Source organism: Mycolicibacterium parafortuitum (assembly GCF_002086815.1).
GTDB classification, from domain to species: domain Bacteria; phylum Actinomycetota; class Actinomycetes; order Mycobacteriales; family Mycobacteriaceae; genus Mycobacterium; species Mycobacterium parafortuitum.
Window position 1 is genome coordinate 30,506 of the sequence record NZ_MVID01000010.1, and the last position, 23,549, is coordinate 54,054.

Consider the following 23,549-nt stretch of genomic DNA (forward strand, 5'->3'; position numbering starts at 1 on the left):
GATGACTGCTGCGTCAGGTACGCCCGCATCGCCGGATCGCCGGGCGATCATCACCGAGGCGCTCCGCAAGATCGACGACCTGACGGCCCGCCTCGCGGCCGCCGAGCAGGCCGAGACCGAACCGATCGCCGTGGTCGGCATCGGCTGCCGCCTGCCCGCGGGCGTCGAGGACCCCGACGCGTTCTGGCGGTTCCTGTCCGACGGCGGCAACGGCGTCATCCGGGTGCCCGCCGACCGGTGGGACGCCGACGAGTACTACTCGCCGGACTACTCGGTGCCCGGCACCATCTGCAACCGCGAGGGCGGCTTCCTGACCTCGTGGAAGCCCGACGAGTTCGACGCCGAGTTCTTCTCGATCGCGCCCCGCGAGGCGGCCGCGATGGACCCGCAGCAGCGGCTTCTGCTTGAGGTCGCCTGGGAGGCGCTGGAGAACGCCGGGATCAACCCGCGCGGCCTACGCGGATCGGCGACCGGTGTGTTCATCGGCCTGACCACCAACGACTACTACCACTCGGTCGTCGGCAAGCTGCGGCCCGAGGACATCGACCCGTACATCCCGTTCGGCAACGCGCCGAACTTCGCCGCAGGCCGGCTGTCCTACTTCCTGGGTGTGCGCGGCCCGGCGGTCGTCAGCGACACGGCGTGCTCGTCGTCGCTGGTGTCGATCCATCTGGCCTGCCAGAGCCTGCGCCGCGGCGAGAGCGACCACGCGCTGGCCGCCGGCGTGAACCTGATCCTGTCGCCGGAGAACAACATCGCCTGCTCGCGCTGGGGCATGCTGGCCCCGGACGGCCTGTGCAAGACCTTCGACGCCGACGCCAACGGCTACGTCCGCAGCGAGGGTGCCGGTGTGGTGGTGCTCAAGCGGCTCTCCGATGCGCTGCGCGACGGTGACCGGGTGCTCGCGGTGGTCCGCGGTTCGGCGGTCAACCAGGACGGCGCCAGCAGCGGGCAGACGGTGCCCAACGGGCCGGCCCAGCAGGAGCTGATGCGCAAGGCGTTGCAGACCGCCCGGCTGGAACCGTCGGACATCGACTACATCGAGGCGCACGGCACCGGCACGTCGCTGGGCGACCCGATCGAACTCGATGCGCTCTCGGCCGTGTACGGCGATCGCAAGGATTCCGCGCCGCTGGTGCTCGGCTCGGTGAAGACCAACCTCGGCCACCTGGAGTCCGCCGCGGGCGTCACCGGGTTCATCAAGACCGTGCTGTCGGTGCACCACGGTGAGATCCCGCGCCAGCTGCATTTCAAGAAGCTGACCCCGCAGGCGGGTGAGGGCGCGTCGAAGTTCCGCATCGCCACCGAGCACCTGGACTGGCCGGCCAACCAGCGTCCGCGCCGGGCCGCGGTGTCCTCGTTCGGTGTCAGCGGCACCAACGCCCACATCGTGATCGAGCAGGCTCCCGCTGTTGAGACAGCGGAACCTGTTGCACCGCTACCGGTTCCGCCGGTCAGCACGCTGGTGGTCAGCGGTAAGACCCCGGCGCGCATCGCGTCGCTGGCCGGCCGGCTCGCCGACTGGCTGCAGAGCCCGGAGGCCGCGGGCGTGAGCCTCGCCGACGTCGCCGACACGCTGAACCATCGCCGCGCCCAGCACACCCGGTTCGCGACCGTCGTCGCCGCGGACCGCGACCAGGCCCTCGCCGGGCTGCGCGCGCTCGCCGGCGGATACCCGGCCCCCGGCGTGGTCGGCCCGAACGATCCGGCGCTGGGCGCGGGCACGGTGTTCCTGTACTCCGGACAGGGCTCACAGTGGGCCGGCATGGGTAAGCGGCTGCTCGCCGAGGAGCCCGCCTTCGCCGCCGCCGTCGACGAGCTCGAACCCGACTTCCTCGCCCAGGTCGGCTTCTCCCTGCGCGACGTGCTGACCTCCGGTGAGACGGTGGTCGGCATCGACCGGATCCAGCCGGTGCTGGTCGGTGTGCAGCTCGCGCTGACCGCGCTGTGGCGGTCCTACGGCGTCACCCCCGATGCGGTGATCGGCCACTCGATGGGTGAGGTCACCGCCGCGGTGGTGTCCGGCGCGCTGAGCACCGCCGACGGACTGAAGGTGATCGCGACGCGGTCGCGGCTGATGAAGCGGCTGTCCGGGCAGGGCGCGATGGCGCTGCTCGAGCTCGACGCCGACGCCGCCGACGCGCTGATCGCCGGCTACGACGGACTGACCGTGGCGGTGTACGCGTCGGCGCACCAGACGGTGATCGCGGGCCCGCCCGATCAGGTGGACGCCGCGATCGCGGTCGTCGACGCCCAGGACAGGCTGGCCCGGCGCGTCGACGTCGACGTCGCCTCGCACCACCCGATCGTCGACCCGATCCTGGAGGATCTGCGTGCCGAGCTGGCGGGCCTGACGCCGCGCACCCCGACCACGCCGATCATCGTGACCACCGACGGCCGCCCGACCGACGGCTCGTGCGTCTTCGACGCCGACCACTGGGTCGCCAACCTGCGCAACCCGGTGCGGTTCGCCCGCGCGGTCGCGACGGCCGGTCAGGACAAGTCGATCTTCGTCGAGGTCAGCCCGCACCCGCTGCTCGGCTACGCGATCAAGGACACCCTCGCGCCCCCCGTCGGAGACGGGAATCAGGCCGGAGTGGCATACCGCAGCCTGCCGACGCTGCAGCGCGACGCCAACGACACCGTCACGTTCCACACCAACCTGAACGCGACGCACACGGCCCGCCCGCCGAAGACACCGCAGCGCGGTGCGCGCGTGGCGCTGCCGACGACACCGTGGCATCACACCCACCACTGGATCCAGCACACCGTCCGGCCGGAAGCCGCGCGGCTGGGCGGAACCGACGTGCCGGTCGCCGAGGGCGAGAAACATGAGTGGTTCCACCAGCTGAGCTGGCCGGTGCGTGAGCTGCCGCAGGGCGGCACCGACGCGCCGTGGCTGGTGTTCGCCGACGAAGCAGACGACGCCGCCGGCCTGGCCGAGCTGCTCGGGCCCGGGTCGCGGGTGCTGCCGCTGTCGGTGCTCGACGACGGCGATGCTCTCGGCGCAGCCCTGCCGGGGGTTCGGCACATCGCCTACGTGCCTGCCACCGAGGCCGCGCGCTTCGACGCCGAACCGAGCTACCGGACGTTCGGTCAGCTGCGCCGTCTCGTCGTCGCGCTGGCCGGGGTCGCGGATGCACCCCGGCTGTTCGTCGTCACGCGCAACGCCCAGCCGGTCGCCGACGGTGACCGCGCGAGCCCCGCGCACGCGGTGCTGTGGGGGCAGGGCCGCACGCTGGCCCTGGAGCATCCCGAGTTCTGGGGCGGTCTGGTCGACGTCGACGAGACTCTGCCCGCCGAACTGCTCGCGCAGTACCTGCGTGCCGAGGCCGCCGCGCTGGACGCGCCCGGACGTGACGATCAGGCCGTCTACCGCGCCGGGGAGCGCCGGGTGCCTCGGCTCGAGCCGCGCCCGCTGCCCGCGGTGCCGCTGACCCGACTGGAGAGCGGAACCAGCCACCTGGTGATCGGCGCGACCGGCAACGTCGGCCCGTACCTGATCCGCCAGCTCGCCGAGATGGGTGCTTCGACCGTGGTCGCGGCCTCCCGGCGCGGCGGGGGACTGGCCGAGCTGGCCGCAGAGCTCGCCGACCGCGGCACCACATTGGTCGAGGTGGCCGCCGATGCGGCCGACGAGGCGTCGATGGCCGCGGTGTTCGCCCGCTTCGGCGCCGATCTGCCGCCGCTGGAAGGCATCTACCTGGCGTCGCTGGCCGGTGGTGAGGCGCTGCTCGCGGACATGACCGACGACGACCTGAGCCCGATGTTCCGGTCCAAGGTCGACGCCGCCGCGGTGCTGCACAAGCTGTCGCTGCGCACCCCGGTACGCCGGTTCGTGCTCTTCTCGTCGATCACCGGGCTGCTCGGTTCGCGCGCGGTGGCGCACTACACCGCGGCCAACGCGTTCGCCGATGCGTTCGCCTACGCGCGGCGCTCGCTCGGGCTGCCCGCGACGGTCGTCGACTGGGGCCTGTGGAAGTCGTGGGCCGATGCGCAGCCGCAGATGAAGGCTGCCGGGCTGGAGCCGATGCCCAACGACGTCGCGATCAAGATGCTGCCCGCGGTGCTCAGCCCGGACGCCGCGGTGCAGACCGTGGTGGCCGGCGCCGACTGGGTCCGGCTGGCCGACGCGTACCGGATGCGTGCCGCGGTCAAGGTGCTCGACCATCTGGTCGGGGCGCCGGGGGACACCGCCGACCTGGACGCCGTCGCGGCCCCGGCGTGGGGCACCGTTCTCGGCGACGAGGTCGCCGGCACCGGGCACGACCGCCTGTGGCGGGCCCGGTTGGTTCCCGGCGAGCGGTCCTACCCGGTCGTGCACCGGGTCCGCGGAGTCGAGGTCGTCCCGGTCTCGGTTGTGCTGCAGACGCTTTCGGCCGCAGCCGGTCAGCTCGACGGCTCCGGCGTGTGTGATGTGCGGTTCGAGTACCCGATCGTCGCCGACCAGCCGAAGGTCATCCATGTGACGTTCGACAAGGGCGCGGCCGGCGATGTGCTGTCGGTGTGGTCGAGTTCGGCCCCCGACACCGCCGAGCAGCGCTGGACGCGGCACGCCAGTGCCCAGCTGGCCGAGGTACCCGGCGCAGCCGTCACGGGCGATCAGACGGTCAGCGGCAAGGAGTTCGACGGTCCGGCGATCGCGCAGATGCAGCGCGCATGGGGCGTCGAGGGCCAGCCGTTCGAATGGACCGTCTCCCACTGCGCGGCCACGGTCGCCGGTGCCCGGGCCGACGTCACGCTTCCGGAGTCGACCGAATCGCCCGCCGCGGCGCTGGTCGACGCCGCCGTGCACGTCGCGCGCCTGGCCGACGCCGACAATGCGCAGCTGCTGCTGCCCGCGGGCGCCGAGAGCCTCTCGGTGGCCGGTCTGACCGGCACCACCGCCGTGGTCGAGGCGTTCGCCCGTCGTGACGGCGGTGCGGCCCTCGTGGTCGACGTCGCGGTCAAGGGCGCCGACGGCAGCACCTGGGTCGACATCCGCGGGCTCACCTACGCGCCCGTCGAGTCGGCGCCGGCTCCGGTCGCCGACGAGAACGGCGCTGTGGCAACCGAGTTCATCGACTGGACCACGATGAACCGCCGGCAGACCGTCGCGGAGCTGCGCACCCGGCTGCGTGCCATCCTGGCGCGCGAGCTCGGCATGCCCGACGATGCCGTCGACGTCGAGATGCCGTTCCCCGAACTGGGACTGGACTCGATGATGGCGATGAACCTGCTGCGCGACGCCAAGCAGCTGGTCCGCATCGACCTGTCCGCCACCATGCTGTGGAATCACCCGTCCATCGCACAGCTGTCGGACTTCGTCGCCGACCTCCTGGCACCTGCACAACAGGCCGCCGAGGAAGCCGAACCGGAGGTTTCCGACGATTCCGATGAGGACGAGTCCGACTCGTTCGGCTTGCTGGACGAGCTGTTCGACAGCATCGAATCTGATTCCGTCGAGTCGGCGAGCGCCGGCAGTGAGGGCGCCAACTGATGAAAACCACATTCGACCGGATCTCGGGGATGTCGGGTGAGCAGCGCGATAAGCTCACCGAGCAGTTCGAGAAGGCCTCGCGCGTCGCCGCTGCCGAGCCGATCGCCGTCGTCGGCATGGGTTGCCGGTTCCCCGGCGGGGCCACCGACCCGGACAAGTACTGGAAGCTGCTGGAATCCGGCACCAACGCGGTCACCGAGGTGCCCGCCGACCGCTGGGACGGCGACGCCTACTACGACCCGGACCCGATGGCGCCGGGCCGGATGCCGTCGAAGTGGGGCGCCTACATCGACGACATGCAGGGGTTCGACGCCGAGTTCTTCGGCATCACGCCCCGCGAGGCCGCCGCGATGGACCCGCAGCAGCGGGTGGTTCTCGAAGTCGCCTATGAGGCGCTGGAGAACGCCGGACTGGCACCCGACGCCGTCGGCGAGGTCCGCGGCGCGGTGATGCTCGGCGTCTACTACAACGAGTACCAGAGCTCCTCGGCCGGTAACCCGGACACCATCGACGCGTACTCGGCGACCGGAAATGCGCACAGCGTCACCGTCGGCCGCATCGCGTACCTGCTGGGCCTCAAGGGTCCGGCGGTCGCCGTCGACACCGCGTGCTCGTCGTCGCTGGTGGCGATCCACCTGGCCTGCCAGAGCCTGCGGATGCGGGAGAGCGACCTGGCGCTGGCCGGCGGTGTCAGCCTGTCCCTGCGCCCGGAAACCCAACTGGCGCTGGGCAAGTGGGGCATGCTCTCACCACACGGCAAGTGCTACGCGTTCGACTCGCGGGCCAACGGATTCGTCCGCGGCGAAGGTGCGGGCGTCGTCGTGCTCAAGCGGCTCACCGACGCGGTGCGCGACGGGGACCGGGTCCTCGGCGTGGTGCGCGGCTCGGCGCTCAACCAGGATGGCCGCTCCAACGGCCTGACCGCACCCAACGCGCCGGCACAACGAGAGGTGATCACCCGGGCCCTGCGCTCGGCCGACGTCGCCGCGGGCACCGTGAACTACGTCGAAACCCACGGCACCGGAACGTCTCTGGGTGATCCGATCGAGTTCGACGCGCTCGCCGCCGTGTACGGCAAGGGTGACACCCCGTGCGCGCTCGGCGCGGTGAAGACCAACATGGGCCACCTCGAGGCGGCCGCGGGTATCGCCGGGTTCATCAAGGCGGTGCTGACGCTGCAACGTGGCGCCATCGCGCCGAACCTGCACTTCGACAAGTGGAACTCGCAGATCAACCCGACGGGCACACGGCTTTTCGTGCCGACGGAAAAGGGAGACTGGCCCAAGGTCGACCATCCGCGCCGCGCCGCGGTGTCGTCGTTCGGCATGGGCGGCACCAACGCCCACATCGTGCTCGAACAGGGCCCCGAACCGGCCGCCGCGCCCGTCGACCCGGCGCCGAAGGTCGCCACGCTGGTCGTGTCCGGCAAGACCCCCCAGCGGCTCGCCGCGTCCGCCGCATCGCTGGCCGACTGGCTCGAAACCGATGGTGCGGCAGCGTCGTTGGCCGATGTCGCGTTCACCGTGAACCACCACCGCAGCAGGTACCAGACCGTCGCGACGGTGTGCGCGCGCACCCTCGCCGAAGCGGTGACCGGGCTGCGCGCGCTGGCCGCCGGCCAGTCCGCGCCCGGCGTCCTCGGCGCCCGTGACGCGCGCACCGGCGCCGGCAAGGGCACCGTGTTCCTGTACTCGGGACAGGGTGCGCAGTGGGCGGGCATGGGCAAGGCCCTTCTCGTCGAGGAGCCCGCGTTCGCCGCGGCGGTCGACGAGCTCGAACCGGCGTTCGTCGACAAGGTCGGCTTCTCGCTGCGCCAGACGCTGGAGGCCGGCGAGCCGGTCACCGGCATCGACCGGATCCAGCCCGTGCTCGTCGGCATGCAGCTGGCGCTAACTCAGCTGTGGCGCTCGTACGGGGTGGAACCCGACGCGGTGATCGGGCACTCGATGGGCGAGGCGACCGCGGCCGTCGTCGCCGGCGTGCTGACCCCGGCCGAGGGCTTCGACATCATCGCGACCCGCACCCGGCTGATGAAGCGGCTGTCCGGGCAGGGTGCGATGGCGCTGCTCGAACTCGACGCGCAGGCCACCGAGGCGTTGCTCGCCGACCGCCCCGACCTGACGATCGCGGTGTACGCATCGCCGAAGCAGTCGGTGATCGCGGGCCCGCCCGAGCAGGTCGACGAGGTCGTCGCGCTGGTCGACGCGCAGGGCAAGCTGGCCCGCCGTGTCGAGGTGGACGTCGCGTCGCACCATCCGACGATCGACCCGGTGCTCGACGAACTGCGCGAGGCACTGGCCTACCTGAGCCCGGCGGCTCCGAAGATCCCGCTGGTGTCGACGGTCGCATACGCGGGGTCGTCGCCGCTGTACACCGCCGACTACTGGGCGGCCAACCTGCGCAACCCGGTGCGGTTCAGCCAGGCCGTCCACGAGGCCAGCGCCGAGCACAGCAACTTCATCGAGATCAGCCCGCATCCGCTGCTGACGCACGCGATCACCGACACCCTCGACGCGCAGGGCACCAGCCGCAAGTTCCACGTCGGCTCCACCGTGAACCGGGACCACCCGGAGACGCTGGCGTTCCACGCGCAACTGTCGGCGGTGCGCCCGCCCGCGGCCAAGGCGCCCGAGGGCGTATCCGGGCACCTGGTCGATGTGCCGGCCACCGCGTGGCAGCACACCGCGTACTGGATGGCCGACCGCTCCGGCGGTCAGCAGTTCGCCGGCACGCACCCGCTGCTGGGGCTGCACGTCGAACTGCCGTCGGGCGCCGGTCACGTCTGGCAGTCCGATGTCGGGCTGGAGGCCCACCCGTGGCTGGGTGACCACATCGTGCACGGTATGCCGGTGATGCCGGGCGCCGGTTTCGCCGAGATCGCGCTCGCCGCGGCCCAGGAGGCGCTCGGTCTGCCCGCCACCGGTGTCGAGGTGTCCGTCGAGGTCGAGCAGATGCTGCCGCTGGATCCGCACACGAAACTGACCACCCAGGTCAGCACGGGTCAGGACGGTGTGTCGACGGTCGAGATCCACTCCCGCTCGGAGGCGGGCACCTGGACCCGGCACGCCGCGGGCACGGTCAAGGCGGCCTCGTCGGCCGACCCCGTCAAACCGGCTCCGCTGACCGACGCGACCCCGGTCTCGCCCGCGGACTTCTACACCGCGCTGCGGCGCACCGGAGCCCACCACGCGCAGGCGTTCGCGGCACTGACCCGCATCGCACGCGCCGGCGGTGCGGCCGACACCGAGATCGTGCTGCCCGACGAGGCGACGCCGCACCGCGGCATCACGCTGCACCCGGTGCTGCTCGACGCCGCACTGCAGGGCCTGGCCGCCGCATTGGGTGACGAGTCGCTGACCGACGCCAACGACGTCACCTACCTGCCCGTCGGGTTCGGTTCGGTGCGGGTGTTCGGTGAGCTCGGGCGGCGCGCCAAGTGCCGCGCCGAACTCGTCAGCGTCGGGCAGGAGTCCGGCGACGCCGTCGGCCGGGTCACCCTGACCGACGACACCGGGACCGTGCTGGCCCAGATCGACAACGTCGCACTGAAGCGTATCCAGCGCCGCACCGTGCCACTTCCGTTGTCGCAGAAGATCTTCGACAGCCGCTGGGTCGAGTCGACGGTCGCCGCGGGTAGCGCGGCGCCCGGCAGCTGGCTGGTGCTCGCCGACGGCGACGCCGCACTCGGTGAGGCCAAACGGTTCGCCGACGGATTCGGCGACGCCCAGCACCGCGTCATCGCCGCGCCGCTGGCCGACGAGTCGGCCGCCCGTGACGCGCTGGCGTCGGCGACCTCGGATGCGGCGCTGCCGCCCGCCGGGGTCGTGGTGCTGGTCGACGTGCCTGACTTCGACGGGACCGACGCCGACGCCCGCCTGCGCGCCGCGCAGGACGCGGTGTGGGAGATCGCCGCGACGGTCCGGTCGATCGTCGGGAGCTGGCACGGCAAACCGCCGCGCCTGTGGGTGGTCAGCCGCGGCGGTCTCACCGTGACCGACGGCGACGGGGGCGGCAACCCGGGCGTCGGCACCCTGAAGGCCCTGATCCGCGTCCTCGCCTACGAGCACCCGGATCTGCGCGCCACTCTGCTCGACGTCGGCGCCGACGGTGACACCGCCGCGATCCTGGCGACCGAGATCTCCGCCGACGGCGCGGACGACGTGATCGCGTGGCGCGACGGTTCGCGGCGGGTGGAGCGGCTGTCGCGGGCCGCGCTGCCGGCGACCCCGGGCCGGCTCGAGGTCCGTGGCGACGGCTCCTACGTCGTGACCGGCGCCCTCGGCGGCGTCGGCCTGGCCGTGGTGCGCTGGCTGGTGGACAACGGCGCGGGCCGGCTGGTCCTCAACGGCCGCAGCGGACCGTCCGAGGCCGCACAGGCCGTGCTCGACGAGCTGTCGGCGCGCGCCGAGATCTCCGTCGTCACCGGCGACATCGCGACCCCCGGCACCGCGGCACGGCTGGTGGCCGCCGCCGAGGAGACCGGTAAGCCGCTGCGCGGTGTGCTGCACTCGGCCGCCGTGCTCGACGACGAACTGGTCGTCGGGCTGACCCGGGAGAGCATGGACACGATCTGGGCGCCCAAGGCGGCCGGTGCGTGGCGCCTGCACGAGGCCACCGCCGACAAGGCCCTCGACTGGTGGGTCGGGTTCTCGTCGGTCGCGTCGCTGCTCGGTTCGCCGGGCCAGGCCGCCTATGCGTGCGCCAATGCGTGGCTGGATGCGCTGGTGGCGTGGCGGCGTGCGGCGGGTCTGCCCGCGACGACGGTGAACTGGGGTCAGTGGGCCGAGGTCGGCCTGGCCAGTTCGCTGAAGTTCTCGGTGCTCGACCCGATCACCCCCGACGAGGGTGTGGAGGCGCTCGGCGGCGTGCTGGCCGCCGGGCTGTCCCAGGTCGGTATCGCCCGGCTACGGCTGGACCGGGCCGCCGCGGCGTTCCCGGAGATCCGGCAGATCGGCTTCTTCGCCGACCTGGTCTCCGAGCTCGACGTCGACGACGCCGACGACGACTGGGAGGGCGCCGACGCGCTGAAGACCCTCTCGGCCGCCGAGGTCAACCGGGTCGTGGTGGCGCGGCTGCGCCGCCGGATCGCCGGTGTGATGGGCTATTCGACCGACAGCGCCGTCGACACCGCCAAGCCGCTGACCGAGATGGGACTCGACTCGCTGATGGCGGTGCGGATGCGTAACACGATCCGCGGCGACTTCGGGGTGGAGCCCCCGGTCGCGCTGCTGCTGCAGGGTGCCACCCTGAACGACGTGGCGTTGGATCTGATCCGTCAGCTCGGCCTGGCCGAGGAGGACGGATCGGACCGGCCGAACGCTCTGCGCGAGCGGGCACAGCAGCGTGCCGCCGCGCGTCAACGGGCCGCATCGCGGCGAAAGGTAGGACCACGATCGTGACAGCGGGACACGAGCCAGAACTGCCCGACAACGCCATCGCCGTCATCGGCATGGCCGGACGGTTCCCCGGCGCGGCATCGGTGTCGGAGTTCTGGCGCAACCTGCGGGGCGGCGTCGAGTCGATCGTCGACCTGTCCGAGAGCGAGCTGCTGGCCGCCGGGGTCACCGAGCAGGCGCTGGCCAACCGGGCCTACATCCGGCGCGCCGCGCTGATGGCGGGCATCGAGGAGTTCGACGCCGACTTCTTCGGGTTCACACCGCAGGCGGCCAAGGGCCTCGACCCGCAGCACCGGCTGTTCCTGCAGACCGTGTTCCATGCGTTCGAGGACGCCGGCTACGACCCGAAGGATCTCGAGGCGACCGTCGGCGTGTTCGGCACCAGTTCGACCAGCGGGTATCTGCTGCACAACCTGATGTCGAACTACGACCCGATGATGGTGATCGGGCAGGGCGCCAGCTTCGACATGGTCAGCCTGTCGCTGTCCAATGACAAGGACCACCTGGCCACCCGGGTGGCGCACAGCTTCGACCTGCGCGGCCCGGCGTTGTCGGTCTCGACCGCGTGCTCGTCGTCGCTGGTGGCGGTGCACCTGGCCTGCCAGTCGATCCTCAACGGCGAGTGCGACATCGCGCTGGCCGGCGGCTCGTCGATCCGCATCCCGAACAAGGTCGGCTACTGGTACGCGCAGGGCTCGATGGTGTCGCCGACGGGGCAGTGCCGCCCGTTCGACGTCCGCTCCGACGGCACCGTGTTCGGCAGCGGTGTCGGCGTGCTGGTGCTCAAGGCCCTTGCGGACGCCGTCGACGACGGCGACCGCATCCACGCCGTGATCCGCGGGTCGGCGCTGAACAACGACGGCGCGACGAAGATGACCTATGCCGCCCCGAACGCGCTGGGCCAGGCCGAGGTCATCGCCGAGGCGCACGCGATCGCCGGCGTCGACGCGTCGTCGATCGGCTATGTCGAGACGCACGGCACCGGAACCCCGCTGGGTGACCCGATCGAGATCGAGGGGCTGCGCCAGGCGTTCGACCTCTCCGAGGAGACCCGCAGCGGCCCCTGCTATCTCGGCTCGGTGAAATCCAACATCGGCCACCTGGAGACCGCGGCGGGTATCGCCGGCCTGATCAAGGCCATCCTGTGCCTGGAGAACAAGGCGATCCCGGCCACGCTGCACTACACCAGCCCCAACCCCGAACTGCACCTGGACCGTGGACCGTTCCGCATCCGCAACCAGGACGGCCCGTGGGAGGCCGACGGCATCCGCCGCGCCGGCGTCAGCTCGTTCGGCGTGGGCGGCACCAACGCCCACATCGTGCTGGAGGAGGCGCCGTACCAACCCGCGCCGACGCCCGCCAGGGCGCGGCCGTCGGTGCTGGTGCTCTCGGCGAGAACTCAGGAGGCGCTGGAGGATTCGCGCGCCGCGCTGGCCGGTGAGCTCGCCGACAGCGCCGAGATCAGCCTGCCCGACGCGGCCTACACGCTGACCCGGCGCCGCAGGGAGCCGGTCCGGATGGCCGCCGTCGTGCGCGACCAGGCCAACGCCGCGACCGTGCTGTCGGCTACCGAAACCGACAACGTGTTCATCGGCCAGGCCGTCCCCGACGGCGAACGCTCCGAGGATCGGGTCGCGTTCCTGTTCCCCGGTCAGGGCGCCCAGCACGTCGGGATGGCCCGCGGACTGCACGACAACGAGCCGGTGTTCGCCCGCCACTTCGACGAGTGCGCGAGCGCCTTCAGTGACCACATGGGTTACGACCTGCGCGCCGAGATCTTCGACGGTGTCGGCCGCAACCTGGAGCACACCGACCGGGCTCAGCCCGCGCTGTTCACCGTCGAGTACGCGCTGGCCAAGCTGGTCCAGTCCTACGGCGTGGAGCCGGCGATCATGGCCGGGCACAGCATCGGCGAGTACCCGGCGGCCACCCTGGCCGGCGTGTTCGACCTGGACACCGCCGTGAAGGTGGTCAGCCAGCGCGCGAAGCTGATGCACGCGGCGCCGCGCGGCGTGATGGTCGCGGTGCCGCTGAGCCCCGAGGCCGTCGCCGAGCACCTGACCCCCGACGTCGACATCGCGACGATCAACGATCCCGGCAGCTGTGTGGTCGCGGGCAGCGAGGAGGCGATCCGCGCGTTCCAGGCCGGCCTGGCCGAGAAGGGTGTCGCAGCCCGCCGGGTACGCACGTCGCACGCGTTCCACTCCCGGCTGATGGACCCGGTGGTCGCCGAGTTCACCGCATTCCTGGCCGGGGTGACGCTGCGGGAACCGCAGATCCCGCTCCTGTCCAACGTCACCGGAACGGTGATGTCGGCCTCGGAGGCGACCAACCCGGCGACCTGGGCGCGTCAGATCCGCGCCACCGTGCGTTTCGCCGACGAACTCGACGCGCTGCTGGCCACCCCCGACCGGGTGCTGGTGGAGGTCGGTCCCGGCGGCACGCTGACCTCGTCGGCGGGCAGGCATCCGCGGTGGTCGGAGCGGCACCGCGCGGTGCGGCTGATGCGTCATCAGGCGCAGAACCGCAGCGACGACGACACTTTCCACCTCGCGCTCGGCCAGCTGTGGGCCGCCGACGTCGACGTCGACTGGGATCAGGGGGACCGCGCCGCCGCCGGCCAGCATGCGCTGGTCACGCTGCCCGGCTACCCGTTCGCCAAGCAGCGGCACTGGGTCGAGTACAACCCGGGTTCCGCGTGGGTCGCGGGCAGCGCGGGCGCGACCGGGCAGCCGGCCGCCGCGGCGGCGGGTTCGGCCCCGGCCCAGGCCGGCGGCACCTCCACCGTCGAGGCGTCGCTGCAGCGCATCTGGGCGCAGTGCCTCGGGGTGCCCGAGATCGACCGCCACGCGAACTTCTTCGAGATCGGCGGCGACTCGCTGGTCGCGATCAGCGTCGCGATGACCGCGGGCCACGCCGGCCTGGACCTGACGCCGCAGGATCTCTACGAGAACCAGACCGTGGCGTCGCTGGCCAAGGTGCTGACCGCCCGCTACGCCGAGGGCGGCCTGGCCCGGCAGAACATCGACGAGTCGGCCAACCCGCCGGTGCCGCCGAACGTCGCGTACTTCCTGGAGCACGGGCTCCGTGACATCGGCCGGTGGCGGATCCCCGTCATCCTCGGTCTGCGGGCCGACGTCGGCGAAGAGGATGTCCGTGCGGTGCTCACCGCCGTCACCGCCGCGCACGACGTGCTGCGGGTGCGTCTGGTGGAGCGCTCGGGCACCTGGGACCAGACCATCGCCGAGCCCCGCGAGTTCACCGAGCTGGTCACCCGGGCGCTGCCCGACGGGGTGGCGTCCGGCAGCCCGCAGGAGCGCGAGCTGGTGCTGGGCTACCTCGACGAGCAGGTGCGCGAACACCAGGTGGTGGTGCCGCTGACCGCGACGCTGATCCGCAGCGGTTCCAGCGGCCCGTCGTACCTGGCGTTGAGCCTGCACGGTGTGGCCGGCGACGTGGCCGGCGATTCGGCGTCCCGCGATGTGCTGCTCACCGACCTGTTCACCGCGTTCAACCAGCGGATGGCGGGGGAGGAGATCACGCTGGCGCCGGTGCCCGCGTCGTGGCGGGAGTGGTCGCACCGCTGTGCCGCGCTGGCCAGTCATCCCGCGGTGCTCGACAGCCGCGACCACTGGCTGCAGACCGCGAACCGGTCCACGCTGCGGGTCGCGGGCGCCGAGCCCGCCGAACGTCCCGGCGCCGAGGATCTGGTGCGGTTGTCGACGGCGCTGTCGGCCGACGAGACCGGTGAGGTCGACGACGCCCGGCGCCGACTGGGCCTGTCGGTCGAGGAGGTGTTGCTGGCCGCGCTGGGCCGTGCCGTCGCCGCGACGGTCGGGGAGGGCGCGGTGGCCGTCGACCTCGGCGGGCGCGGGCGCTCGGTGCTCAAGCCGGACGTCGATCTGCAGCGCACGGTCGGCTCGTTCACCGCGCTGCATCCGGTGGTGCTCACCGCGTCCCGAGACGGTGCCGCGATGACCGCGCTGCACGAGGTGCGCGAGCACCTCGACGCGGTGCCGCACTACGGCATCGGGTACGGGTTGCTGCGCTACCTGTACGCGCCGACCGCGCGTCTGCTCGGTGCGGGCCGTCCCGCCGACATCCTGTTCTCGCACGTCGGGACCATTCCCGACGTGCCGGCCGAGCAGCCCGACGATGCGCCGGTGCGGTTTGACGCGGACACCGCGATGCCGATCCGCGACGCACTGCCGGGTCTGGGGCACGCGCTCGAGCTGCGGGTCTACCGCTCCGCGGGCGTGCTGCATGTGGACTGGTGGTACGACAACCGCCGTCTCGGACCGACCGATGTGGAATCCTTTGCCCGACAGTATTCGGCGGCGATCCTGGATATCACCAGGGAGGCGCTCGCCGAACAGGACAGCGACGCGGCCGGCGATGAGCTGGCTCTGGTCGATCTGTCCTAGGGGGTAGAGGGGAACTCATGTCCAGCACCGACAAAGCCGTCGTCGTGTCGGGGATCAAGAAATCCTTCGGTACGGTGACCGCCCTGCGCGATGTCAGCTTCGAGGTGGAACGCGGCGAGGTTCTGGGCCTGCTGGGACCCAACGGCGCGGGCAAGACGACGACGGTCAACATCCTGTCGACGCTGATCAAACCGGACGCCGGGCGCGCGCTGATCGCCGGTCACGACGTGGTCAGCGACCCGGCCGGGGTGCGCCGCGCGCTGATGCTGACCGGCCAGCACGCCGCGCTCGACGACCTGCTGACCGGCCGCGAGAACCTGCTGATGTTCGGCAGGCTGCAGGGCCTCAAGAAGAAGGTCGCCAAACAGCGCGCCCAGGAGCTGCTCGAGCAGTTCGACCTGGTGCAGGCGGGCGACCGCCCGGTGGGCAACTACTCCGGCGGCATGAAGCGGCGCATCGACATCGCGTGCGGGCTGGTGGTGCGCCCGGAGGTGGTGTTCCTCGACGAGCCCACCACTGGCCTGGACCCGCGCAGCAGGCAGGCGATCTGGGAGCTGGTCACCGACTTCAAGGAAGCCGGCATCGCCACGCTGCTGACCACCCAGTACCTCGAAGAGGCGGATCTGCTCAGCGACCGCATCATCGTGATCGACAAGGGCACGGTGATCGCCGAGGGCACCGCTGATCAGCTCAAGGAACGCACCGGCGGCACCTACTGCGAGATCGTGCCGCGCCAGCTCGGTCAGCTGCGTGAGGTCGCGCGGGTGCTCGGCCCGCTGCTGCCGGACGCGCACCGCGACGCGATCACCGACTCGTCGGACCGCATCTCGATGCCGGCCCCCGACGGCCCGAACACGCTGATGCAGGCGCTGCACCTGCTCAGCGAGGCGCACATCGAGCTCAGCGACATCGCGCTGCGCCGACCGTCGCTGGACGAGGTGTTCCTGGCGCTGACCGGCGACCACCCGAACCAGGAGTCCCCGGACTCGCGCGTGGCCGCGGACGCGTACGCGTGACCGATCAGCTCGCGGCCACGGCTCCGCCTCGTTCGGTGGCCATCCCGCACGCCGCCCGCCCGCCGGTGTCGACCATCCAGCAGTGGTGGGTGCTGACGGTCCGGATGATCATCCCGACGCTGCGCAACGGGGAGCTCGCGACCCAGATCGTCGGCTCCGTCGTGTTCACGATCGGTTACTACCTGCCGCTCAAACAGATGATGGGCGCGGTGCAGCCGCTGAGCAGCTACGCGCAGTACCTGACCCCGTTGATCGTGTTGCAGGCGGTCTGGTTCGCCGCGATCTCGGCGGCGTTCCGATCGGCGACCGACTCCGTCGACGGCATCAACCGGCGGTTCCGCGCGATGCCGATCCCGGCCGTGATGCCGCTGGCGTCACGGATGACGGCCAGCATGTACCGCTGCTGCGTCGCGCTGGCGGTCTCGATCGGGTGCGGCCATGTCATCGGTTTCCGGTTCGACAACGGGGTGTTCGGCATCCTGGGCTTCGTCGGGCTGGCCCTGCTGATCGGCGCGGCGCTGGCCATCATCGGCGACCTGATCGGCGTCGCGACGCAGAACCCGGAGGCGACGGCCCCGATGATGCTGATCCCGCAGCTGACGCTCGGGCTCGCATCGGTCGGTTTGCAGCCGGCCGAGCGGTTCCCCGACTGGATCCAGGGCTTCGTCCGCAACCAGCCGCTGTCGCAGTGGGTCTACGGGTTGCAGGCATTCGCCGGTGACAGCACCGGGAACGCACCGGAAGCCACCTGGTCGGTCCTCGGGCCCGCGCTGGCCTGGGCGGTGGTGTGCATCGTGGTCGCACTCGCGCTGCACATCTGGGTGACCAGGAGGCGGAACTCGTGACCGTGGAGTCCTCGCCGATGTCGCCGTATCGCGGCGGCGGCAAACATCGCCGCGCTCACGTCTGGGAGAACTCCCCGCGGCAGCTGGTGCCCCAGGTCGCGGTGCTGACCGCGCGGATCCTGCGGCGGTGGAGCCGCGATCCGGCCACCCTGGTGCAGTCGATGGTGATGCCCGCGGTCTTCCTGATCGCGCTCGACATCGTGCTCGGCGACGTGATCGAACAGGTCACCGGGCACAGCGGGCTGTACGGTCAGGTGCCGTTGGTGGCCCTGGTCGGCGGTATGACGGGCTCGATCATCGGTGCGGTCGGCATCATGCGGGAACGTGAGGCCGGTCTGCTGTCGCGGCTGTGGGTGGTGCCGGTGCACCGCGCGGCCGGGCTGCTGGCCCGCCTGCTCGCCGACTTCGTCCGGATCGTCGTGATCACGCTGGTGGTGATGTGCGTGGGGCTGGCCCTCGGGTTCCGGTTCGAGCAGGGACCGCTGGCGGCGATCGCGTGGGTCTTCATGCCCGCGTTGTTCGGTGTGACGCTGTCGGCGGCGGTGCTGACACTGGCGTTGTTCTCGTCGAGCACGATCGCACCACAGGCCACCGAGATCCTGATCGCGATCCTGATGTTCTTCTCGATCGGGTTCGTTCCGCTCGACCAGTACCCGGAGTGGCTGCAGCCCTTCGTCGAGCATCAGCCCGTCAGCACTACGATCGAGGCGATGAAGGGCTTGTCCCTTGAAGGTCCGATCGCCGAACCCGTGTTGTTCTCGGTGCTGTGGGCGGCGGGCATCGCCGCGCTGTGCGCCGTACCCCTGGCGATCGGATACCGCAGGGCCAGCAAGCGCGGCTGATCAACCAGGGAGTCTCAACGCATGTTTCCGTCCTCGGGCATCCGCAAGCTCGCGCGCAGCGAGGAGATGTTCGCCGAAACGCAGAACTTCGTCGGGCTCGCCGCCCACGTGCGCGGCACCATCGACGTCGACGCGCTGTCCGAGGCGTTCGACGCGCTGGTGCAGGCCCACCCGGTGCTCAACGGTCATCTGGAGCAGGATCCGGACGGCAAGTGGGAGATCGTGCTCGACGACCTGATGCACCAGGGGCTTGAGGTCGTGGAGTTGACCGGCGACGCCGAGGCGCCGCCGCTGCTGTTCGACCAGACCGCGGCGCTGACACATCTGCGGTTGACCCGCCGCGACGACGAGACCCACCTGACGCTGTACATCCACCACAGCCTCGCCGACGGGCACCACCAGTTCAGCCTCGTCGAGGAGCTGTTCTCGACCTACACCGATCTCGTCACGACGGGCACCGCGCGCCCGGCACAGGTGGCGCCCGTCCCGGTGTCGCTGGAGAAGATCCTGTCCGACCGCGCGGTGGAGAAGAAGCAACGCTCGGGACTGGAGCGCCTGCTCGCGGCGATGTTCGCCTACGACGTGCCGCCGTCGCGCCGCGCCCCGGCCGAGTCGAATCCGGTGTTCCCGCAACGGGTGCCGATGGAGTTCTGCAAGCTCTCCGAGGAGCAGACCGAGAACATCATCGCGTTCTGCCGGGCCAACAAGCTGGGGCTCAACAGCCTGCTGTCCGGCGCCATCCTGATGGCGGAATGGCAGTTGCGGCAGACGCCGAACATCCCGGTGCCGTACGTGTACCCGGTCGACCTGCGTTACCTGCTGTCGCCGCCGGTGTCGGCGACCGAGGCCACCAACCCCGTCGGTATCGCGACCTATCTGGCCGAGATCTCACCCGACACCGACGTCGTCGATCTGGCCCGCGACATCAACGACACGTTCAAGAAGGACATCGCCGAGGGCGTGATCCAGCAGAGCTTCCTGCACTTCAGCCCGCAGTACGTGGGGAACCCGCCGGGGCTGCCGGACGTGGTGATGTTCACCGACAACGGGATCGTGCCGCCGATGCGCATGCCACCGGAGATGGAGCTGGCCGCCAGCCACGGCGAGTTGTACTTCGCGGTCGGCGCCGGCATCGAGATCTACACCAGCAAGATCTTCGCCGGCCGGCTGATGATCGAGTACCACTCGCACGGACCGCAGCCCGAGAAATCCGTCCAGGCGATCGAGAGGCTGCTGCAGGGCATCGCGGCCCGGCAGGCTTCTGTTCGTGTCAGCTGAGCCCGTGTCAGCTGACGGGCCCGAATCCGTAGCGGTGGTACTGCAGCGCGTTGCGCACCGGGGGCAGCACCCGCACGGCGTGGCCCAGCGCCCGCCACGGTTTGGTCACCCGCGACGCCGTGCCGGCGTCGAACAGCGTCGCCGAGGCCAGCAGCCGGGTGCCGGGCACCTTGGACAGGATGTCGTCGGGGCTGTTGACCGCCCAGTACAGCTTGGAGCCGGTCTTGCGCACCAGCGTCTGGGTCTTCTGGGAGCGGATGCCGACCCAGTTGTAGAAATCGATCTGCAGTTCGCCGGTGCCGAACCGCTCGACCACACGGCGCAGCAACGCGATGCCCTCGTCCTCGGTCAGGTACATGCTGATGCCCTCGGCGAGGAACAGCACGGGCTTGCCGGTGGGGATCTGGTCCAGCCAGGACAGCTCGGTCGCCGGAGTGGGCAGCAAATGGTAGTTCGGCCGCGACGGGTAGACCTGCTCACGCAGTTCGATGACCCCGGGGAAGTCGACGTCGTACCACTGCACGCCGGGACCGGGATCGACCCGGAACACCCGGGGGTCGAGCCCACAGCCCAAATGGATGACGGTGCAGTCGCCGTGCGCGGCGATGAACTGCTTGGCCCAGATGTCGTACTGTGCGGTGCGGACCGTGACCAGCGGTGCCCATTTGCCGCTGACGCCGAGGTCGTCCCAGTCGTAGTCGATACGCGCGATCGCCTCTTTGGCAAACTGGTCACCGAGCACGGGACGCGGGAAGTCGGCGTCCAGCGCCTTCAGATAGAGGGTCGTCAGCATCGTCTGGGCGGGCCCGGTCAGATCGATGGAAACCTTGTCGGTCATGCCAGAGAGGCTATGCGGAAACGCCGCCAGGCAACAATCAGCCCCACCCCGGAAGGAGCGGATGTGAATTCAGCGTGCGCGAGCAGGAGGCAACGATGAGCGCGAAGGTGCTGTTGGTGTACTACTCCTACACCGGCCAGACCCAGAAGGTTCTCGACGCCGCCGCCGATGTTCTGCGCGAGCGCGGCTGCGAGGTGACGCTCGCGCCGATCGAGTTCGTCGACCCGCAGTACTCCGAGCCGTTCACCCGGTTCCCGATGCGCCGGGTGTGGCCGGACATGTTCAGCGTCTTCAAGGCGCAGGGCCGCGGCGAGACGGGGGAGATCCGCACCCCCGACGCGGTGCGCGCCGGCGACTACGACCTGGTGCTGTTCGGCTCACCGACGTGGTGGGACACGGTCAGCATGCCGTTGCGCTCCTTCCTGGAGTCCAAAGAGGCCGGACCGCTGCTGAACGGAACGCCGTACGCGGTCATCACGGTGTGCCGCCGCTACTGGCGGAAGAACCTGGAGGCGGTGCGCGAACTCGCCGACAAGCAGGGCGGCCGGTTCGTCGACAGCATCCACTTCGAATACCCCGGCGGTCAGCTGACCTCGATGCTGTCGTTGACCAGCTATCTGGGGTCCGGGGAGTACCGGGACCGCTACCTCGGCGTGAAGATCCCGACGACGAACATCAGCGCCGCACAGGTGGACCAGGCCCGGGCTTTCGCGGGCAGGCTCGCCGACCGGTTGTTCGACGGGAAGTGAGGACGCGCCGCCGTGCCGAGACCCTTTGACGTGCACGCCGACTCGCCCGCCGGCGTCGAACAGATCCTCGCCGCGTTCGGTGCCGAGGGCTACTGGCATGACCGGATCGCCGAGTTCGGCGGCGGTGCGACCACATTGGACACCCTGGAGGTCGACGCCGACGGCGGCGTCGTGGTCGCCACCACCCAGGATCTGCGCAACGATCTGCTGCCCGGCCCGCTGACCAAGGTGTTCCGCGGCAGCCTGACGCTCGTGCGGTCGGAGACCTGGCGGCGCAGCGGTGACGGCGAGGTCGCCGGCACGGTGACCATCGACGCGTCCGGAGTGCCGGGCGACGGGGTCGGCAGCGCGGCGCTGCAGCCGCGGCCCGGCGGATCCCGGCTGACGTTCACCGGCACGATCGAGGTCAAGATCCCGCTGGTCGGCGGCAAGGTCGAGAAGGCGATCTGCGATCAGATCGTCGCCGAGATCCCGCAATTGACACGCTTCACCTCGGATTGGATTGCAACCCATGGCTGAACCCGTTCCGTCCACCGGCATCCCGTCGACCTCGGAAGCGCTTGCGCGCCTTGAGATGCCGCTGGTCGACGCGATGATGACCCAGCGCGCGGTGCGCCGGGTCTATCCCGATCCGATCGACGACGAGATCATCAAGAAGTGCCTGGAGGTGGCGCTGCACGCGCCGACCGGCGCCAACGGGCAGAACTGGGAATTCATCGTCATCAAGGACTACGAGACAAAGAAGAAGCTCGCCAAGCGCTACCGCCAGGCGTGGAACCTGTACTACCACACGGTGATCAGGCGGGTGTCGAAGAAAGATCCGTCGATGGCCAAGACCGCCAAGGCCGTGCAGTGGCAGGTCGACCACTTCACCGAGGTTCCGGTGCTGATCGTGGCATGCCTGAAGCTGGGCGCCAAGGACGGCCGCATCCCGTTCGTGCCGATGCCGCACGCGGCGCTGTCCGGGTTCTTCGGTTCGATCTATCCGAGCGTGCAGAATCTGCTGCTGGCCGCGCGCGCGATGGGGCTGGGCGCGTCGCTGATCACGCTGCCGCTGTGGAGCGTGACCTCCACGCGCAGGACTCTCGGGCTACCGGTGTCGGTCACGCCGTGCTGCGTGGTTCCGCTGGGGTGGCCGCGGGGCCGCTACGGCCCGACCACCCGGAGGCCGGTCACCGAGGTGATGCATCTGAACACCTACGGCAACCGGCCCTGGATGGGCACCGGTTAGCTGTCGCTGCTGCCGGATTTCGCGCTGCTCGCCGACGCCTTGTCGCTGTCGGATCCGGCGCTGCCGGAGTCCTTGGCGTCGGCCTTCGTGTCCGCTTTGGTGTCCGACGGGGCGTCGGCCGAGCCCTTCCGCGACTCGCTGCTCGGCTTGCGGTGCTTGCTGCCGGCCGACGTGGACGGGGCCTCGTCATCGGCCTCGGATTTGGGGTCCTCGCCGGCGTCGGAGATGTCCGTGCTCTCAGTGTCGTCCACGGCGTCAGTGTCACTCACGGGCTCAGCGTCTTTGGCGAGCGCGAACTTGCGCTTCAGCGACTCGGTCGCTTGGTCGACCACCGAGGTGGACACGGTCTCGGCCGCCTCGGTATCGGTGGACACGGTATCGGCTGCCACGGCCTCGGCGGTCAGCGAGATGAGGTTGTCGCCGGCCGGGACGGTCGCGGTGGCGGGGGTGTCGGTCTCGTCCGGAACCTCGGTGACCTGCTCCTCGGCGGGCGGGCGCAGGAAGTACTTCACGAACCGCTCGATCTCGCGCACCGCGAGCCAGTCCGGGACATGGCCGGTGATCTGCAGTGCCGCACCGAGATTCGCGAACGCGGTGACGGCCTCCCACAGCGTGGTGGTCTTGACCCCGCTCGGTTCGGCGGTCAGCGAGTCCCACACCGACCGGAGGGGTTCGGCCGGGTCGAGTTTGACCGTCTGCTGCGACCACGGCGTCTCGACGCCGTTGAGCGGGGTCCGCACCTCCGGAAAGGTGTAGCCCTGCTCGCTGTAGAAGGCGCTCATCGGCACCTTGAACATCTTGTCGAGCATGCCCGGCAGATCGGGGCAGTCGTAGTTACAGCCCTCGTGCATCGGCAGATTCGCCGTCGCCCACCAGTTGAGATGCCTGCCCCACGGCTCGGAGAACGCCGGGAACGGGATCAGGACGTTGATCAGCTCCATCAGCATCGCCGGGTTGGCCTCGTCCCAGCCCCACTGATTGTTGGGCTGGTTCTCGTTCCAGCTGCCGCTGATCGCCAGCGCGGCGGCCAGCCGGTCGACGGCGGCGACCATGTTGGCGGGCGCGCTGAGGGCTTGCTGCACCATGTTGACCGGGATGTAGGCCACGGACGAGGCGGACAGGCTGACGTCGGATTCGACGGCGCGCGCGGCCGGCTCCGACGGAGTTACAGGAGTTACGGCGATGACGCTGGCCCCTACCAACGCCACGCTGGTCGTCACGACCGGTTTGACGGCTACTCGCATGACACCCCAACTTCTCCCCGACAGATCAGTGATGGTCGCCCTGACCATACCTGCCGACATCCGGCCCGACGCCACCCTTCGGCAAACAACCGCGATTCGCCGCCGGGGCCGCGGGCGCCGGACACGCCACCGTTTACTGGGAACTGGCTGTGAACAGCACGCGGGAATTCACGGATCCGGGCGCTCGATCGGCGCGTCCGGAAAAAA

12 protein-coding genes are annotated in these 23,549 nt (G+C 70.5%); 10 read left to right on the forward strand and 2 right to left on the reverse strand.

Going from position 1 to position 23,549, the window contains the following annotated elements:
* Nucleotide 1: 1 nt before the first annotated feature.
* From BST38_RS13190 to BST38_RS13220, 7 genes are read left to right on the forward strand one after another with little or no spacing between them, the layout of a single operon-like run.
* Nucleotides 2–5,479 carry a type I polyketide synthase gene (locus tag BST38_RS13190; RefSeq protein WP_083143781.1) on the forward strand — a complete coding sequence of 1,826 codons (5,478 nt, stop codon included), beginning with the start codon at nucleotides 2–4 and terminating at the stop codon, nucleotides 5,477–5,479.
* Complete coding sequence (locus tag BST38_RS13195) at nucleotides 5,479–10,878, forward strand: type I polyketide synthase (protein ID WP_083143782.1); 5,400 nt, start codon at nucleotides 5,479–5,481, stop codon at nucleotides 10,876–10,878. Before BST38_RS13190 ends, BST38_RS13195 begins: the two co-directional genes overlap by 1 nt.
* A complete protein-coding gene (locus BST38_RS13200) occupies nucleotides 10,875–15,299 on the forward strand; it encodes a type I polyketide synthase (protein WP_083143783.1) in 4,425 nt (1,474 codons plus the stop codon). Before BST38_RS13195 ends, BST38_RS13200 begins: the two co-directional genes overlap by 4 nt.
* A gap of 17 nt (nucleotides 15,300–15,316) precedes the next feature.
* Entirely contained in the window at nucleotides 15,317–16,315 is a 999-nt protein-coding gene (locus tag BST38_RS13205) for an efflux ABC transporter ATPase subunit, DrrA-related (protein ID WP_083143784.1), read from the forward strand.
* Nucleotides 16,312–17,160 carry an ABC transporter permease gene (locus tag BST38_RS13210; protein ID WP_083143785.1) on the forward strand — a complete coding sequence of 283 codons (849 nt, stop codon included), beginning with the start codon at nucleotides 16,312–16,314 and terminating at the stop codon, nucleotides 17,158–17,160. The genes BST38_RS13205 and BST38_RS13210 overlap by 4 nt, the downstream gene beginning before the upstream one ends.
* Nucleotides 17,157–18,002, forward strand: coding sequence for an ABC transporter permease (locus tag BST38_RS13215; protein WP_083143786.1), 846 nt, complete (start codon nucleotides 17,157–17,159; stop codon nucleotides 18,000–18,002). The genes BST38_RS13210 and BST38_RS13215 overlap by 4 nt, the downstream gene beginning before the upstream one ends.
* A 21-nt stretch (nucleotides 18,003–18,023) precedes the next feature.
* Entirely contained in the window at nucleotides 18,024–19,280 is a 1,257-nt protein-coding gene (locus tag BST38_RS13220; protein ID WP_083143787.1) for a phthiocerol/phthiodiolone dimycocerosyl transferase, read from the forward strand.
* A 7-nt stretch (nucleotides 19,281–19,287) separates the two neighbouring features.
* Here the strand turns inward: BST38_RS13220 and BST38_RS13225 are convergent, their stop codons facing one another.
* Entirely contained in the window at nucleotides 19,288–20,118 is an 831-nt protein-coding gene (locus tag BST38_RS13225; protein WP_083143788.1) for a class I SAM-dependent methyltransferase, read from the reverse strand.
* Nucleotides 20,119–20,213: 95 nt separating this feature from the next.
* Here BST38_RS13225 and BST38_RS13230 point away from each other — a divergent pair, with 95 nt between their 5' ends.
* From BST38_RS13230 to BST38_RS13240, 3 genes are read left to right on the forward strand one after another with little or no spacing between them, the layout of a single operon-like run.
* Nucleotides 20,214–20,867, forward strand: a complete 654-nt coding sequence (locus BST38_RS13230) for a flavodoxin family protein (protein WP_083143789.1) — start codon at nucleotides 20,214–20,216, stop codon at nucleotides 20,865–20,867.
* A 12-nt stretch (nucleotides 20,868–20,879) separates the two neighbouring features.
* Nucleotides 20,880–21,386: a DUF2505 domain-containing protein gene (locus BST38_RS13235; RefSeq protein ID WP_083143790.1), complete on the forward strand. Its 507-nt coding sequence runs from the start codon at nucleotides 20,880–20,882 to the stop codon at nucleotides 21,384–21,386.
* On the forward strand, nucleotides 21,379–22,098 hold the full coding sequence (locus tag BST38_RS13240) for a nitroreductase family protein (RefSeq protein ID WP_083143791.1): 720 nt from the start codon (nucleotides 21,379–21,381) through the stop codon (nucleotides 22,096–22,098). The genes BST38_RS13235 and BST38_RS13240 overlap by 8 nt, the downstream gene beginning before the upstream one ends.
* Here BST38_RS13240 and BST38_RS13245 read toward each other — a convergent pair.
* On the reverse strand, nucleotides 22,095–23,342 hold the full coding sequence (locus tag BST38_RS13245) for a hypothetical protein (protein WP_110781744.1): 1,248 nt from the start codon (nucleotides 23,340–23,342) through the stop codon (nucleotides 22,095–22,097). The genes BST38_RS13240 and BST38_RS13245 overlap by 4 nt on opposite strands.
* Nucleotides 23,343–23,549 lie beyond the last annotated feature (207 nt).

What these genes read in the sequence shown, in the direction of transcription:
- BST38_RS13190 (WP_083143781.1), top strand. Translation starts at nt 2, where the DNA reads ATGACTGCTGCGTCAGGTACGCCCGCATCGCCGGATCGCCGGGCGATC.
- BST38_RS13195 (WP_083143782.1), top strand. Translation starts at nt 5,479, where the DNA reads ATGAAAACCACATTCGACCGGATCTCGGGGATGTCGGGTGAGCAGCGC.
- BST38_RS13205 (WP_083143784.1), top strand. Translation starts at nt 15,317, where the DNA reads ATGTCCAGCACCGACAAAGCCGTCGTCGTGTCGGGGATCAAGAAATCC.
- BST38_RS13220 (WP_083143787.1), top strand. Translation starts at nt 18,024, where the DNA reads ATGTTTCCGTCCTCGGGCATCCGCAAGCTCGCGCGCAGCGAGGAGATG.
- BST38_RS13225 (WP_083143788.1), bottom strand. Translation starts at nt 20,118, where the DNA reads ATGACCGACAAGGTTTCCATCGATCTGACCGGGCCCGCCCAGACGATG.
- BST38_RS13230 (WP_083143789.1), top strand. Translation starts at nt 20,214, where the DNA reads ATGAGCGCGAAGGTGCTGTTGGTGTACTACTCCTACACCGGCCAGACC.
- BST38_RS13240 (WP_083143791.1), top strand. Translation starts at nt 21,379, where the DNA reads ATGGCTGAACCCGTTCCGTCCACCGGCATCCCGTCGACCTCGGAAGCG.
- BST38_RS13245 (WP_110781744.1), bottom strand. Translation starts at nt 23,342, where the DNA reads ATGCGAGTAGCCGTCAAACCGGTCGTGACGACCAGCGTGGCGTTGGTA.